General features: G+C 69.6%; 16 protein-coding genes. All 16 read right to left on the bottom strand.

From position 1 onward, the window contains the following. Window positions 1–190: 190 nt before the first annotated feature. The 16 genes from A5750_RS10730 to A5750_RS10655 all read right to left on the bottom strand — a co-directional run bounded on the left by A5750_RS10730 (window position 191) and on the right by A5750_RS10655 (window position 14533). The gene (locus A5750_RS10730; RefSeq protein WP_156664309.1) at window positions 191–1093 is read right to left on the bottom strand and encodes a PPE family protein; all 903 of its coding nucleotides are present in this window, start codon (window positions 1091–1093) and stop codon (window positions 191–193) included. Window positions 1094–1319: 226 nt separating this feature from the next. Then, a complete protein-coding gene (locus tag A5750_RS10725) occupies window positions 1320–1661 on the bottom strand; it encodes a hypothetical protein (RefSeq protein ID WP_082948080.1) in 342 nt (113 codons plus the stop codon). A gap of 231 nt (window positions 1662–1892) precedes the next feature. Continuing rightward, window positions 1893–3035, bottom strand: a complete 1143-nt coding sequence (locus A5750_RS10720) for an alkaline phosphatase family protein (RefSeq protein ID WP_067262674.1) — start codon at window positions 3033–3035, stop codon at window positions 1893–1895. Window positions 3036–3087: 52 nt separating this feature from the next. After that, window positions 3088–3825 carry a DUF6390 family protein gene (locus A5750_RS10715; protein WP_255377455.1) on the bottom strand — a complete coding sequence of 246 codons (738 nt, stop codon included), beginning with the start codon at window positions 3823–3825 and terminating at the stop codon, window positions 3088–3090. After that, window positions 3822–4952, bottom strand: a complete 1131-nt coding sequence (gene hypD, locus A5750_RS10710; protein ID WP_067262668.1) for a hydrogenase formation protein HypD — start codon at window positions 4950–4952, stop codon at window positions 3822–3824. Before hypD ends, A5750_RS10715 begins: the two co-directional genes overlap by 4 nt. A gap of 16 nt (window positions 4953–4968) precedes the next feature. Then, on the bottom strand, window positions 4969–5241 hold the full coding sequence (locus A5750_RS10705) for a HypC/HybG/HupF family hydrogenase formation chaperone (protein WP_067262665.1): 273 nt from the start codon (window positions 5239–5241) through the stop codon (window positions 4969–4971). Window positions 5242–5281: 40 nt separating this feature from the next. Beyond that, complete coding sequence (gene hypE, locus A5750_RS10700; RefSeq protein ID WP_067262662.1) at window positions 5282–6394, bottom strand: hydrogenase expression/formation protein HypE; 1113 nt, start codon at window positions 6392–6394, stop codon at window positions 5282–5284. Then, a complete protein-coding gene (locus A5750_RS10695) occupies window positions 6391–7065 on the bottom strand; it encodes an SIS domain-containing protein (protein WP_066946363.1) in 675 nt (224 codons plus the stop codon). Before A5750_RS10695 ends, hypE begins: the two co-directional genes overlap by 4 nt. Then, window positions 7062–7781, bottom strand: coding sequence for a hydrogenase assembly protein HupF (locus A5750_RS10690; RefSeq protein WP_067262659.1), 720 nt, complete (start codon window positions 7779–7781; stop codon window positions 7062–7064). Before A5750_RS10690 ends, A5750_RS10695 begins: the two co-directional genes overlap by 4 nt. A 3-nt stretch (window positions 7782–7784) precedes the next feature. Next, on the bottom strand, window positions 7785–10130 hold the full coding sequence (gene hypF / locus A5750_RS10685) for a carbamoyltransferase HypF (RefSeq protein WP_067262655.1): 2346 nt from the start codon (window positions 10128–10130) through the stop codon (window positions 7785–7787). 1 nt (window position 10131) lies between these two features. Further along, window positions 10132–10398 carry a HypC/HybG/HupF family hydrogenase formation chaperone gene (locus A5750_RS10680; protein WP_067262653.1) on the bottom strand — a complete coding sequence of 89 codons (267 nt, stop codon included), beginning with the start codon at window positions 10396–10398 and terminating at the stop codon, window positions 10132–10134. Continuing rightward, window positions 10389–10898 carry a hydrogenase maturation protease gene (locus tag A5750_RS10675; protein ID WP_067262649.1) on the bottom strand — a complete coding sequence of 170 codons (510 nt, stop codon included), beginning with the start codon at window positions 10896–10898 and terminating at the stop codon, window positions 10389–10391. Before A5750_RS10675 ends, A5750_RS10680 begins: the two co-directional genes overlap by 10 nt. A gap of 143 nt (window positions 10899–11041) precedes the next feature. Then, window positions 11042–12367 (bottom strand): hypothetical protein, encoded by a 1326-nt coding sequence (locus tag A5750_RS10670; protein ID WP_066946378.1) that lies wholly within the window; start codon window positions 12365–12367, stop codon window positions 11042–11044. Continuing rightward, window positions 12364–13011, bottom strand: coding sequence for a DUF6084 family protein (locus A5750_RS10665; RefSeq protein ID WP_066946381.1), 648 nt, complete (start codon window positions 13009–13011; stop codon window positions 12364–12366). Before A5750_RS10665 ends, A5750_RS10670 begins: the two co-directional genes overlap by 4 nt. After that, window positions 13008–13637, bottom strand: a complete 630-nt coding sequence (locus A5750_RS10660) for a DUF5947 family protein (protein WP_067262646.1) — start codon at window positions 13635–13637, stop codon at window positions 13008–13010. Before A5750_RS10660 ends, A5750_RS10665 begins: the two co-directional genes overlap by 4 nt. Further along, on the bottom strand, window positions 13634–14533 hold the full coding sequence (locus tag A5750_RS10655; protein ID WP_082959086.1) for a NifU family protein: 900 nt from the start codon (window positions 14531–14533) through the stop codon (window positions 13634–13636). Before A5750_RS10655 ends, A5750_RS10660 begins: the two co-directional genes overlap by 4 nt. Between the last annotated feature and the right edge of the window lies 1 nt (window position 14534).

Here is a 14534-nt window from a genome sequence, read left to right as displayed (position 1 = left end):
CGGGCGAGTCCGGAGACCGCGCCCCCACGCGATGCCCAACCCGCGGTGACCGCACAGGACACGCCGAGCACCGCGACGATTGCGATGACCGACCGCCATCGTCGAGTTCCACGGGTGTCGCCGACTGTCACAGTGGCCCGAACCTACAACACGAGGCTTGGCCGACAAGCCCAGCGAGCTGTGAAAACGATCAAAGTCCGGTGTGGGTTCGCGGCTGCCCGCCCAGGCGGCGCCGGGGTTCGGTTGGCTGCTTGCCCACCCCATTCGATTTCGCCGCGGGCAGCCACGCCCGCGGGACCGACAACCCGCCAATTGAGATCGCGCGTCCGAAATCCACCAGCACCGCAGCGCGATTACCCCTGCCCGCCTTCGCCGCCGCAGCACCGATGGCCACGGCGAGCGGGATGCTGGCCTGCCGGGCAAACCCGGTGCGCAGGGAACTCAGCTTGGACAGCGGCGACGACATCGACAGCACCGCCGTACGGAATCGCCGGCAAGATGCCGACGATAACCCGTCGAGCGCTGCGGGCAGCATCGAAATCAGTTCCGCGCCAGCCGATATCACATCGTCGCCGTCCTCGGCGGCGGGCGGGGACGTAAAGGGCGTCACGGTCGAGGCGGCCGCAGCGGCAGTGGCGTAGGCGTACATGGCGGCGGCGTTCTGCGCCCACAGCTGGTCGTAGTGGCACTCCGCGGACGCAATGGCCGGGGTGTTTTGGCGCAGCTGGTTCGTCGCCGCCAGCGACATTCGCAATGCCCGGTTGGCGAGGATGGTCTGCGGCGGCGCGGTCGCGGCCAACGCCCACTCGTACGCGTCGGCCGCCGCGCCGGCGCGGGCGGCGGTTTGCTCCGCTAATGCGGCGGTCGCCTGCAGCCACGCTATGTACGGCGCCGTCGTTTCGCCCATCTGCACCGCCGCGGGGCCGCGCAAGCCGTCCAGCAGCCCCGCGGAAACGAGGTACTTCGTCGCGGCCTCGCGGAGCTGGTCGGCCAGCCGCTGCCATGTTGTGGCCGCGCTCAGCAGTGATGCGGGGCCGGGGCCGCAATACATTCGCGCGGTGTTGATTTCTGGGGGTAACGCGCCGAAGTCCACCGCTATCTGCCCCCGGCGGGGGCGGGGTGGGTGGCCGCGGATCCAGCGGGCGTGCGGGAGTTGGCTGCAAACATGACTTCCTTGGGTGGGTAGCGACCGACGTTCAGCGTCGGGTCGGGAGTTGCGGGCATGCCGACGGGGTTGGCCGCTTTCGGGCTAACGCGGTCGGCTGTCGGCCGGCGCGCGGCGCCGGCCAGACATGGCTACGAGTGGCTCGGAATGCCGATCAGCGCCTGGACACGCAAAGCTTGGTCAAGAGGTCTTGTCCTGCGAGGACAGTCGAGGGTGCGCGTGACGGCCCTACGTCGAGGGGCCGCTGTGCCCCAGTGGCCGAGGCAAGTGAGGACAGCGTCCACGACCAGCGCGGCACGGACAGCGAGAAGGTCGTCGGCCGGTCGCGCTTCAATCCGGCGCTCTTGAATGCCTTGTCGTCGTTGAGGGTGGAGCCGAAGTCGGGATGGCTGCGCGGTGCGGAGCCGTCCCGGAACTCAAGGGTCCCGGTGCGGGTGGTGGTCGCCACCGACGCCGCCACGTGCTGCGGTGGGCCGGCCGCCGCCTCGACCTGCAACGCCCAGAATCCGAAGGCAGCGGCGAAAAGGGACAGTGCAGCAACTACGGCCAGAGCCGAGGGGCGTGGCCGTCGTGAAGGTCTGCCCGCACCACGGAAACTCACAGTGCTGCCACCGTAGCAGCGCGGGTGAGTGCCGGCCCTGCCAGTCCGCTTTGAAAAGGCTTAGAGGTAGCGCAATTTGGGCTGTGAGCGATTCGCGGAAGAAGCTGCGAGGCGGCGCCGCGGCGACTAGTGAGCCGCGGCAGGGGATTTGAAGGCGATCAGCGGGATGGCCATCTCGGCGGCCGTCGCCGCGCCGTGAAAGCCTATGAGTCGAGCCGTTTCCGGCGGCTCGTGCCCGGTTGCCAGCACGGCCGCATCGCCGGTGCAGACGGCGACGACGTCACCGATCCGCGTCAGGTGCGCCGGGCTGACCGGTCCGAACATCCCGGTGGCTACCGCCTGCTCGCGGCTGTAGACGTGCGCCCTGCCGCCGAGTACCTCGCTCCAGGCCGCCTGCACGTCAGCCGCGGCGCCGGGCTCGGTGTGCAGGTAGCGAACCCTCGGTTCGCCGGCGACCACGCGGACTCCCGCGGCGAGCCGCGGGTCGGTGTCGAGGTCGACCCGCGCGTCCGGTGGAACGTTGAAACCGCCGTGGTCGGCGGTCACCAGCAGCGCCGCGTTCGGCGGCAGCGCCTCGACCAACCGGCTGAGCAGCGTGTCCACCTGGGCGGCCGCTTCGTGCCAACGGGACGATCCGACGCCGAATACGTGGGCCGCGGTGTCGAGGGCCGCGGTGTAGCCGTAGACGAGGCCCGGCGCCGCGCGCAGCTCGTCGGCCACCGCCTGCGCGTTGTCGTCCGTCGGCTGGATCGGGCGAAACTCGGCGCCGCGGTATGCCGCCTCGGTCAGCCCGCTACCCATGAACGCGGCCGGCAAGACGGCGCGTGCGCTCACGCCGGCTTCGTTGAGCCGCCCGAACCAGGTGGGCAAGGGCTGCCACTCGGCGTGCGGTGGGTCGTCACGCCACAGGATGTGGTTGAGCACCCGATCGGTGCCCGGCACGTTCAGCGTGAAGCCCAGGATCCCGTGCTCGCCGGGCTGTGCCCCCGTACCCAGCGAGACCAAACTGGTCGGGGTGGTCGACGGGAAGGTGCAGGTGAGCTCCGTGAGGTGGCCGGTCTGCCCGGCGAGCACGGAGGCCAGTAGCGGGGCGCTGCCGGCCAGCTCCGCAAGCAGGTGCCAGCCCAGTCCGTCCACCAGCACCACCGCGACGCGATCGACCTGGTCCGCCCCGCCGACCCGGTCGGCCAAACCCAGCTCGTCGACGGCGCCCGGCGCGCCGAGCAGAGCGGCGGCCGCGGGCAGCACGTCGCAAAGGGAACCGGGCACGGGGGCCAGTCTGGCACGAGCCGACCCCCGATGGCGGCGATCCACTTCGCCGCTAGACGCGCGCCAGGCGGTGGCTCGTCACCCGCAGTTGACGCTCGGTTCCGTCGGCGAGGGTGCGGACCTGCGGCGGCGACAGGCGGCCGCACAGCCGCCCCCAGTGCAGCGCGACCTCGTCGCCCGCGGCGGCATCCGGCACCGCGCTGTACCCGTCGATCCAGACGTCGAACACAGCGGACGACGGTTCGGACAGCGCCAGCCCCTCACCGTCGAGCACCAGCCTTCGGCGCAGCACCTCGATCCGGTCGCGGTCGCGGGACAGCACGGTTCCCCAGGTGATGCGGCAGTTGTCGAGCACGTTCAGGGGATGTTCGTCCATACCCCGCCCCAGGAACCGGGTCCACGGGTACACGCCGAACACGTGGAAACAGTGGTTGGCGGCGGCCTCGCCGGAAAGGTCCGGCGTCAGGTGCGACCAGTAGCGGCCCGCCTGCGGGCCGATGATCGCCAGCAACGCCTTGAAGAAGTCCAGGGGGTCCAGGTCGGCGCCGACGCCGCCGCCCAGCCAGTACGACTCCACGAGCCGGTAGTCCAGGGGGTCGGCGATCCCGGTCAGCGTCGACAGCACCCGCAGGTACGGCCACGCCCCGGAGAACTTCGTCGCCGCCCGGCGTACCTCGTCGACCGAACCGTCGCGCAGGGTCGCCCCCAGCGGGGGACCGCAATAGCCCAGCGCGTTGGGCGCGTAGGCGTAGCGCGCGAACATGTCTGGGCCGTCGGTTTTACCGGTCAAGCGCGCCCCACCAGCTTGACCGCGTCGCGGTGCATCCGGCCGAAGTTGTAGTAGGCGGCGCACGCCCCCTCGGGGGACACCATGCACGTGCCGATCGGTGTCTCCGGGGTGCACGCCGTGCCGAAAACCTTGCACTCCCATGGCTTGAGCACACCCTTGAGCACCTCGCCGCACTGGCACGCCTTGGGATCGGCGACCCGCACGCCCGGCATCGCGAACCGCAGCTCGGCGTCGAATCCCGAAAAGTCGTCGTGCAGCCGCAGTGCGCTTTGCGAGATGAAACCAAGCCCGCGCCACTCGAAGTGCGGGCGCAGCGCAAAAACCTTGCCCATCAACGCCAAAGCGGCGGGATTGCCCCGCTCGGGCACCACGCGCGTGTACTGGTTTTCCACCTCGCAACGGCCCTCGCGGATCTGGGTCAACAGCATCGCGACCGCGGCCAGAATATCCAAGGGCTCAAAACCGGCCACCACCAATGGCTTTCGGTACACCTCGGGCACGAACCGGTAGGGGCGGTTGCCGACCACCGTGGACACGTGCCCGGGGCCGATGAAACCCGACAGGCGCAGGTCCGGCGACTCCAGGATGGCCTTGATCGGCGGGACGATCATGACGTGGTTGCAGAACACGCTGAAGTTGCTCAGCTTCAGGTCGCGCGCCCGGACCAGGGTGACCGCCGTCGACGGCGCGGTGGTTTCGAAACCGATGGCGAAGAACACGACGTGTTTGTCGGGATTGTCGAGCGCGATCTTCAGCGCGTCCAGCGGGGAGTAGACGAACCGCACGTCGGCGCCGCGCGCCTTGGCGTCCAGCAGGCTGCCGTGCGATCCGGGCACGCGCATCATGTCGCCGAAGCAGGTGAAGATCACGTCGGGTTGGCCGGCCAGCCACATGGCGTCGTCGATGCGGCCCATCGGGATCACGCAGACCGGGCAGCCGGGGCCGTGCACCAGCTCTACGTTGTCGGGCAGCAGGTGCTCGATGCCGTGCCGGTAGATCGTGTGCGTGTGCCCGCCACACACTTCCATGAATTTGAACAGTTCGCCGTCGGCGCCGGCCAAGCGTTCGATGGCGCCCAGCAGCTTGCGGGCCGCGGCCGGATCACGGAACTCGTCAACGAATTTCATGACGGTCCTTTCCTTCTCAGATGATCGATGAGGAGTCGAAGGCTTGGATTTCGGTGTCGTAGGCGTCGCCGAGCTTCTTGACGGCGGCCAGGGTGAGCAGCGCCTCCGTCTCGTCGATCTTGGCCATCGCGAACCCGACATGAACCAGGACCCAGTCGTCGGGTTCGGGCATGTCGTCGGCGAGCAGCCGCACGCTGATGGTGCGCTGCACGCCGCTGACGTCGACCTTCGCCAAATAGTCGGCGGGATCGGTGATCTCGACGATCCGGCCCGGAATTCCCAAACACATGTGCGGCCTCCCTTCCTTTCTGGTGGCGACGCGCTACGCCCTAGCAGATCCGCGGCAGCGGGTCGCCGACGAGCATGTCGACGATCCTTGTTCCGCCGAATCCGGTTCGCAGCACCACGCTTTCGGCTGGTTCGGTGACGATCTCCCCGACCTCGGCGGCGTCGGCACCCAACGGATGCGAGCGCAGGGCATCGAGCCCGGCCGCCGCCTCGTCCGGCGCGACGACCGCGACGAACTTGCCCTCGTTGGCGACGTACAGCGGATCGATGCCGAGCAGCTCACAGGCGCCGTTCACCATGGGCGCCACGGGAAGTCGTTCCTCTTCGAGCAGCACCCCCAGACCGCAGGCCTGGGCCAGTTCGTTGCAGACGGTGCCCACTCCGCCCCTGGTCGCATCACGCAGCCAGCGGGTGGACGGCGCGGCCGCCATCAGCAGCTCCACCAGCGGGCTGAGGCACGCGGTGTCGGAGTGGATGTCGGCCTCGATGGCCAGGTCGCCCCGCGCCAGCATGACCGCCATGCCGTGGTCGCCCATCGTTCCCGACAGCAGCAGCTTGTCACCGGGCCGCACCGACGCCGCGGACAGCTCGCGTCCCGTGGGAATGACACCGGTCCCGGCGGTCGTGACGAACATGCCGTCGGCGGCGCCCTTGGGCACCACCTTGGTGTCGCCGGTGATGATCTGCACGCCCGCCTCCGCGGCCGCCGCCGCCATGTCGGCGACGACCTCTTTCAATTCGGTGATGGGGAAACCCTCTTCGAGCACGAACGCCGCCGAGATCCACGACGGCACGGCACCGGCCATCGCGAGGTCGTTGCAGGTGCCGTGCACCGCGAGCGCGCCGATGGAGCCGCCCGGGAAGCGCCTGGGCTGCACCACGAATGAATCCGTGGACATCGCCAGGCGTTCGCCGCTCGGCAGAGTCAGGACCGCGCTGTCTCCGAGTGACTCCAGCAGCGGGTTGCGGAACGCCTCCACGAACACCGCGTCCACCAGCGCCGCCGAGGCCTTGCCGCCCGCGCCGTGCGCCAGCGTCACATGGTCGTCGAGCAACCGGGGCCGGCGCCTGCGGAACGATTCGATCCGCTCGATCACTTCACCCTCGGCGAATCGTGGCCCCGAGGAAAGGTATTCACCCGCCGACTTATTCATGCCGCCCCCATGCCTTGCTTGCCACCGAGCTGTTGGTGCACACTCAGCCACAGCTGGTAGCCCAGCAGCGCTTGCGATTCCTGGATCCGGTGCACGCTCTGCGAGCGAACGACGAAGCAGGCGTCCACATTCGGATTGTTCGCGAACGCGCCGCCGTCGTAGCCGGCGAATCCGATGGTGTACAGGCCGCGTTGACGCGCCTCGGCCAGCGCGGCGAGCAGGTTGGGCGAACCGCCGCTGGTCGACATGGCGATCGCGATGTCACCGGTCCTGGCGCGGGCGATCAACTGCCGGGCGAACACCAACTCGAATCCGACGTCGTTGCCCAGCGCGGTCAGGATCGCCTGATCGGTGGTCAAGGGCCACGCGGGCAGCGGCATGCCGACCGGCGGCCGGGCGAACAGCCTCGCCAAGGTGGTGGAATCGGTGCAGCTGCCGCCGTTTCCAAAGGTGAACATGCGGCCGCCCGCCGCGAAACGGCGCGCCAGCTCGGCGGCGGCCGCACCGAGCAGCGCGGCGTTGGCTTCCAGTGTCGAGCGCCGCAGCGCCAGACTTTCGGCCGCCTTCGCCTGCGCCGACGCGGCCAGGTCGGCCAGCAGCGAGGCGGGGTCGTCTTCCTGGGCGTCGATGAACGGATACAGGAAGTTGGTGGGTTCGTCGGCGGTGCTCATCGGCCCTCCTCGTCTTCCAGTCTGCCGATCGCCATGCCCGCGTGCACCAACATCAGCTCCCCGGCTTCGACCGGGTCGATCAGGGTGGTCACCACGTTTTCGATGCCGCGCGCGGTGCGCACCGTGGCGTGCCCGTCGGCCGACGCCGTCACCGCCTCGGCGGGTCGCCCCTCGTCGCTGCAGGTGACGCAAACCGACTCGGCGCATTCGGGTTTGAGCAGGCCGGGGTGCTCGAAGCACACGTGGGTCAGTTCCCACAGCACGTGATAGAACAGCACGAAGCCACCCGTCGCGGGCACGCGCGGATCGGGGTCGTCGAGCCACAGCACGTGGTCCGCCATGCCCGCGCCGGGGCGGTCGCCGCTGCCGATCCAGATGGTGGTGGCGCCCCATGCGGGGGCCCGCCGCATGACCGAGCGGACCTGCGGGTCGTCGGCTCCAGAAACCGCGACCACGATGTCGCCCGGCCGCACCGACACTCGCACCAGGTCAACCAGGTCGGGTCCGGTCAGCGCCACCGCGGGCAGGGCCCGTTTGCCCATGATCACCGGGTGCACGAACTCGACCGCGATGTGCAGGGCGTGCGGTTCCCACGACGGCGCGATGGACCACATGGTCGCGCCCGCCGCGAAGCGCTTGGCGAGCGTGAAAGCAGTGGCGGCGAGGTCTTCGGCCAATTCGGCGCCGAGCCCGCGATCGATGGCTGTGGTGGTCATGGGTCAGCCCTCCTCCCGCGCGGTCAGCATGGAGATCGCGGCCTGCCCCAGGGCGAGCCCGCCGTCGTTGGGCGGAACGACGTGGTGGGTCAGCACCTCGAATCCCGCCAGCCGCAACCGCTGACGACACGCTCTCAGCAACAACACATTCTGGAATACCCCACCGGTGAGGCCCACCAATCGGGTGGTACCGGCCACCTGACCGACCACCTTGGCGACGGCGTCCGCGACGGCCTCGTGAAAAGCCGCGGCCAGCAGCGCGGGTCGCGTGCCGGTGTAGAGCGCCGACACCAACGTCTGCACCATCGGGGCGGGATCGATCACCCCGTCGGCGCCCACCATGAGCGGTAGCGACGGCCCGGCGTTCGTGCCCGCCGACTGCGCCAGCGCCTCCAGTTCGATGGCGGCCTGGCCTTCGTAGTCGATGCGGTGCCGCACGCCGAGCAACGAGGCGACCGCGTCGAACAGGCGGCCCATGCTCGAGCAGGGCACGCATCCGGTTCCCGTCTCCAATTGCGAACGGGTCAGGCGCAATTCGTCGGGTGTCGCGGCCGCGACGGGGGCCAGGTCGGGGGTCCAGTCGATGCCGGCCGACCACAGCTGCGAGAGCGCCATCCGCCACGGGTTGCGGACAGCCGCATCACCGCCGGGCAGTGGTACCGGTAACAGGTGGCCGGCCCGGACGAATCGCTGGCTGTCGCGGCCGAGCCGGAGAATCTCCCCGCCCCAGATGGTCTGGTCGCATCCGTAACCCGTGCCGTCGAAGGAGACCCCGACGACGGGTTCGCCGATTCGCCCGTGCTCGGCCAGCAGCGACACCACGTGCGCGTGGTGGTGCTGGACGAGGTCCAGCGGTCGACCGTCCGCGCGGCGCTCCGCCCAGCTTCGGGTGTGATAACCGGGGTGCAGGTCGGCGGCCAACCGGGCCGGCTCACCGCGCATTTCGCTGAGTTGGTGCACCGCCCGCTCGAACGCGCGCAGCGTCTCCCAGGTGCCCATGTCGCCGATGTGCCCGGACAGGTAGGCGCGCGCGCCGTCGGTGAGGCAGAAGGTGTTCTTCAATTCCCCGCCAACGGCCAGCACTGCCGGGCCCGCGAAGTTCAAGTCGACCGGCAGCGGCGCATACCCGCGGGACCGCCGGATCGGCAGTTCGCATGCGGCCCCCTCGTCCTTCAACACCCGCACCACCGAGTCGTCGCACGGGACGTGGATCGGGCGGTCGTGGTCGAGCACTGCATCGCACAGCGCCGGAAGGCGCTGTGCCGCATCGTCATCGGTGAAACAGATGGGCTCGTCGGACCGGTTGGCGCTGGTGAGCACCAGCGCGTCGGGCACAAGCGCGGCAGAGGCGGGTACGGGCGCCAGCAGCAGATGATGAATGGGGGAGTACGGCAGCATCAGGCCCAGCAGCGGGCTGCCGGGCGCGACGGCGTCGGCAACGGGTGCGTCCGGTCGGCGTCCCAGCAACACGATCGGCCGGGCGGGGCCCAGCAGCACGGCGGCCTCGTCGTCGTCGACGTAGGCGTAGCGGCGCGCGACGTCCAGATCACGGACCAGCATGGCAAACGGCTTGGCGCCACGCGCCTTTCGCGCCCGCAGCGCGGCGACGGCCGCGCCGTCGCTGACGGAGCAGGCCAAGTGGTAACCGCCGACGCCCTTGACGGCCACCACCGCGCCGGCGGCCAGCGCGCGTTGGGTGGCCGCCAGCGCCGCGTCCGCTCCGTCGAGGCGTCCGCTCGCCGACCGGAACCACAGGGACGGCCCGCATTCGGGGCAGGCGATCGGCTGCGCGTGGAAGCGCCGATCCGCCGGGTCGTGATATTCGGCGGCGCAGCGCGCACACATGGGGAACCCGGACATGGTGGTGGACGGGCGGTCGTAGGGCAGCTCGCGGATGATGGTGAATCGCGGCCCGCAGTTGGTGCAGGTCACGAAGGGGTGGCGGTAGCGCCGGTCGCGTGGGTCGAAGAGTTCGGCGACGCAGTCGTCGCACGCCGCGATGTCGGGCGGAATCGGCGTCGTCTCGCCCGGGACGTCCCGGCTGGCCACGATCCGGAACCCGCGGCCGCCGCCGGCGTCGGCGGCAAGCTCGCTGACCGTGACGTCGCGGATCCGGGCCAGCGGCGGCGCCTCGGTGCGGAGACGCCGGCCGAATTCGGCGATGCGGGTGCGCTCGCCCTGGACCTCGAGGAAGACGGCGCCCGAATCGTTGCCGACAAAGCCGGACAGGCCGAGTTCGGTCGCGATGCGGTGGACGAAGGGCCGGAAGCCAACCCCCTGCACGACACCGGTCACGGTGAAGCGCTGCCGAACGTCGCGGTGTCGCAGCAGCAGGGGGGACGAGGTCATCTCAGCCGACCTCCGGAAAGTCCGTTGGGTCCGTGCGGCCCCGGCCCATCAGCTCCAGGCCCGCCAGCGCTTGTTCCGCGCCCGCGCGGTCCGTCTTCTCGACGGCGAAGCCCATGTGAATGATTATCCAGTCGCCCGGGGCGAATGTCTCCTCCGGCAGCATGCCGACGTTGACCCTGCGCGGTTCGCCTGTGACGTCGACCAGGGCCAGCTGCCCTTCGAAGCCGTCGAGCATCCGGATCACTTGGCCGGGGATCCCTAGGCACATGGCTCAGTACCCCCTCGGCTGGTTGCCACCGAGTGCGTCTGCAACGCCGCGACGATCTCCTCGACGGCCCGCGCGGCGCGGGGAACCGCCTGGGCCACCGGCTCGCTGAGGCCGATGCCCTCCTCGACGCTGCCCGCCTCGCACCCGACGACGACCGTGTAGGGCGGATTGCCGCCCAGCGCCCGGAGGCCGGCGAACACCGCGGCCGGATCCATGCTGTGGCCGTCGAAACCCATTGCGGTGGGATCTGATTCATGATCGGCCTGGAACACATGCAATGTGCCGGGGTTGCCACGGCTGGGGACCGCGTCGACGAGCACCAAGGTGTCCCAGTCCTCGAGCAGGTCGTAGGCGAGGTGCATCCCGCTGATGCCGTAGTCGGTGACGCGCACGCTCGCGCCGTCCTGCGGGATCTCGGCGGTTCGGATCACTTCGGATCCGAATCCGTCGTCGCCCAGGAAGATGTTGCCGATGCCCGCTACCAGAATGCGCGCTGTCATGTCCGGGCCGGTTACATCCGCCTCAGTTTCAGGTAGCGGCGGGCATCGGGCAGGGATGTCACCCCTAGCGCCAATCCGACCGCGACCACCAACGCGATGATCGCGAGGAATATCCAACCCAGGATCTCCATCTCGGACTCCTTTCACGAGTTTGCCGGGCTGCGTTGAGCTTCCAGAGGCTCGATTTCGTCGGGGGAGAAGTACAGGTAACGGCCGTACCAGTCATGCAGGTCGGCGGCCGGGTCGTCCTCGACGACGACCGCGACGTGCTTGGTGCCCTCGACGTCCTCGTGCACCGAGGTGACGCGTGCCGTCTTGCCGGCGACGAAAATGTCCTGCGCGTCGGCGTTGCGCCTCGGCCGCAATCGGACCCGGCTGCCGCGCGCTACCCGGACCCCGTTCACCAGCACCGCATCGATTTCCGGGCGTACCGCGTTGTCGGCCAGCGGATCCCACCAATCGACCCCCTCGGGGATCTCCGGGACCAGGCCCGAGATCGCGTGGGGATCGCGCAGCACGCCGTGCAGGCGAGCCATCGCGTCGGGAGACATGGCGTCACATTGGTCGATGATCCGCGCCGCCCGTGGATCGGTGGCCCGGGCCTGCGCCTTCTCCTCGTCCGTCATGGTCATCACGCGCAGGGTGAGGATCTCGTCGATCTCGGTGCAGTCATAGAGGGCGGTGTCGCTCTGCTCGGCGACGTCCGGGTGGTCGTAGAGGATGATCGGCGAGACCAACAGCAGGTCCCGGGTGCCGGGCGGGCCGGCCAGCACCGGAAAGCAGCGGTGCTGGCTGCACCGGGATGCCGCGTCGACCGCCGCGGGCGGCGGCTCGAGCAGCGAAACGAACTGGCCGCCCTCGAGTTCGGCGATGAGGTGCGTTCCGATCATGGATCGCGCGATCGAGTCGTTCTTGTCCGCTGCACCGTCGCCGATGTTGCTGACCCGCACCGACACCCGGCGCAGATCGCCGTCCGCCTCGCTGGCGACCGTGAGCACGCCGCGAACCTCCCGTCGTTGCCGCACGAGCCGCCCGCCATCGAGGAATTCGATATCGGTGCCCGCGTCCGCCGTCACCGCCAGTGTCCACGGCCGGCCGTCGAGGGCGACAGGGCCGAAGGACCTTTCGCATTCGACCGCTTCGTCCCAGGTCAGCCACGATCCGCCCGGGGTGGCGAGCTCGTCGACCGGCTCGTATTCCCCTCGGGTGACTTCGCGCTCGGCCCGGCGATGCTGCAGCTGCAGGAATCGCACCATCAGGGTCAGCTCCCCGGCCCCGTCGACCAGGAACTGTGCCGCCAGGGTGTCGTCCTCGCCCAGGCCGGCCTCCGCGGCCCCGGGCGGGCCCAGAACGCCGAATTGCCAGCGTGACTGATTCTTGCTCGAGGTGCCGCGATAGGGGTAGAGCAGGTAGCCCTCGTAAAGCACCGCGTCTGCGACGGCCCGGGCCCGGGCCCGATCCTCGTTCACCGCGCCGTCTCCCGGTCCGTGTCCAGCAGCGCGATGATCGCGTGGTCGAGGTCGAGCAGCCCGTGCGCCGACTTGTAGGCGGCCAGGGCGGTGATGGTTTCGTGGCTGAGCCGCAGCCAGCCGGCGTTCGGGTAGTGCTGGGCCATCAGCTGCCGCCAGACCGTGACCGGCATGTCGTAGCGGCCTTCACAGTCCCACGGGACTTGCTGGACGGAGAACCCGCTTTCGGATTTGACGAAAATAGTTCCGCTGAAGAGGAATTGGAGCGGCAGCGCGCCATCGCGCAGGGCATGCAGGTATTTGGCCGCGGTGACCTCGAAGTCGTAGGTGCAGTCCAGCGGCAGCGCCACCGTCGTGTTGCCGGTGAAGCCCTGCACCATCGCCGTGCAATGCTGCCAGAGAAAGGTGCGTTGGGTGCTCGCCCAGCGTTCGCGCGGCCCGAACAGGTCGAGCAACCCCTCTGCTTCGGCGTCGGAGTAGGACCGCCGCAACGGCTCGATGCGGACCTGGCAACGCAACGCGATCGCGTGCACCGGGTCGCCCGCACTACCGCCGGTGTCGATGGCGACTCGTGCGGTCAGCACGGGGCTGACGGTGTACGGCTCGGGAACCACGTCGAGGACCGAGAAGTCGACGTCCATCATGGCGGCGGCGTCCTCACGGCGCGCGCTTCGAGGTGGGAGAAGAACCCGTCGATGAACTCGCGCGCCTCCTGCCCTCCGTCGAACCCACGCCACAGCATGCGCAGCCGACCGACGAATTCGTAGCAGGCGTCGATCGGTACGAGATAGCTCTGCGGCGCACCGGATTCGGGGACGCGGACCAACAGCGCCTCCACGTCGTCGGTCAGCAGGCCCACCCGGGCGTCGGCGCCGCTGAGCGCGTCCCAGACGTCCAGCGCGAGCTCGGATTCGCATGCGCCCGCCGGCCCGGGGTAGAAGGCGACGGTGCGCCCGAGCGCGGAGTTTCTGAAGAAGAAGGCGACGCCCACCGGTATCTGCAGCGCGTCCCAGGCGCGGCGATCCAGCGCGAAGTCCGGGAATGACAGATACCGATCGGGCACCGCGCGGTAGCGGAGTTCCGCCCGGGAGTCGGTGAACAGCAGATAGCAGGCGCGGCACACGCACATGAGCTGGCGGTCAGCCACATTGACCACGTGCTGGTGTGCGTCCGCGATCGATTCCGAGCACATCTCGCACCGCTCGCCGGCCGGTTCGGGGGCCGGCCGCTCGCTGCGGATGCGGGTCAGAACCTCGTACGGGGTCGTCATGCGCCGGCGCCCATCGGTTCGGCCAGCGCTACCGATGGCACCCCGTCGCGAAGCAGCACGGGGAGCGGCTCGAGATGGGCCCCGTTGGGGCCGGCACCCGCATGCACAATGTCGAACTGCGTGCCGCAGCGCGGGCAGGCCAGCAGGGTCTCGCGCAGTCGCGCACCCGCCAACGAGTCATCACACACCGGACAGTGGTCACGATAGGCCAGTGGCAGGTCGCCGATCCTGCACACCAGCAGCGTGGTGTCCGAGACCAGGAACCCTGCCACCTCGCCGAGCTCCAGCTCGGCCAGCTCGGGTACCGGATACCAGGTCGAGCCACTCGAATGCAGATGGGACATCAGCGAATCGGCGGGTATCACGGCCGGCCCGGGCGCGGCTTCGGCGGTCACCACCTCGATCGAGCCGACCTCGGGTGCGGCGGCGCGCACCGCGTCCTCGACCGCCAATTCCAGCGTCACCGCCGACGACGGACAGCTCTTGCAACTGCCGGTGAACGCCAGCCGCACGGTATCGCCGTCGACTTCGATGAGATCGACATCCCCGCCGTGCGAGCCCAGGTACGGTCGCACCCGGTCGAGTGCGTCGGACACCCGGCGGTGCACGTCGTGCGGGTGCAGACCGTGGACAAGGAGCAGGCTGGCCACCAGGTCGTCGGTGGCCAGCCGCTCGGCCAGGCCAGTGCCTTGGCCGTCCCGAGCCAGCAGCATGATCCGTTCCAGCCCGGCCCCGTAGAGCCCGACCACTTCCCGGACCAACTGCTGGGCGCGCTCCTGCGCGGCCGCCCCGCCCGCCGCGCAGGAATCCAGCAGGGTCTGGATTCGATCGCCCGCCGTGCGCCACTGCGCGTCTGTGTCTGAGGTCATCAGGGGTTCCTCCGGGCGATCCGCGATC

The sequence above is a fragment of the Mycobacterium sp. 852002-51613_SCH5001154 genome (genome assembly GCF_001667425.1).
GTDB lineage: Bacteria > Actinomycetota > Actinomycetes > Mycobacteriales > Mycobacteriaceae > Mycobacterium.
This window is presented reverse-complemented; position numbering and strand designations above follow the sequence as displayed.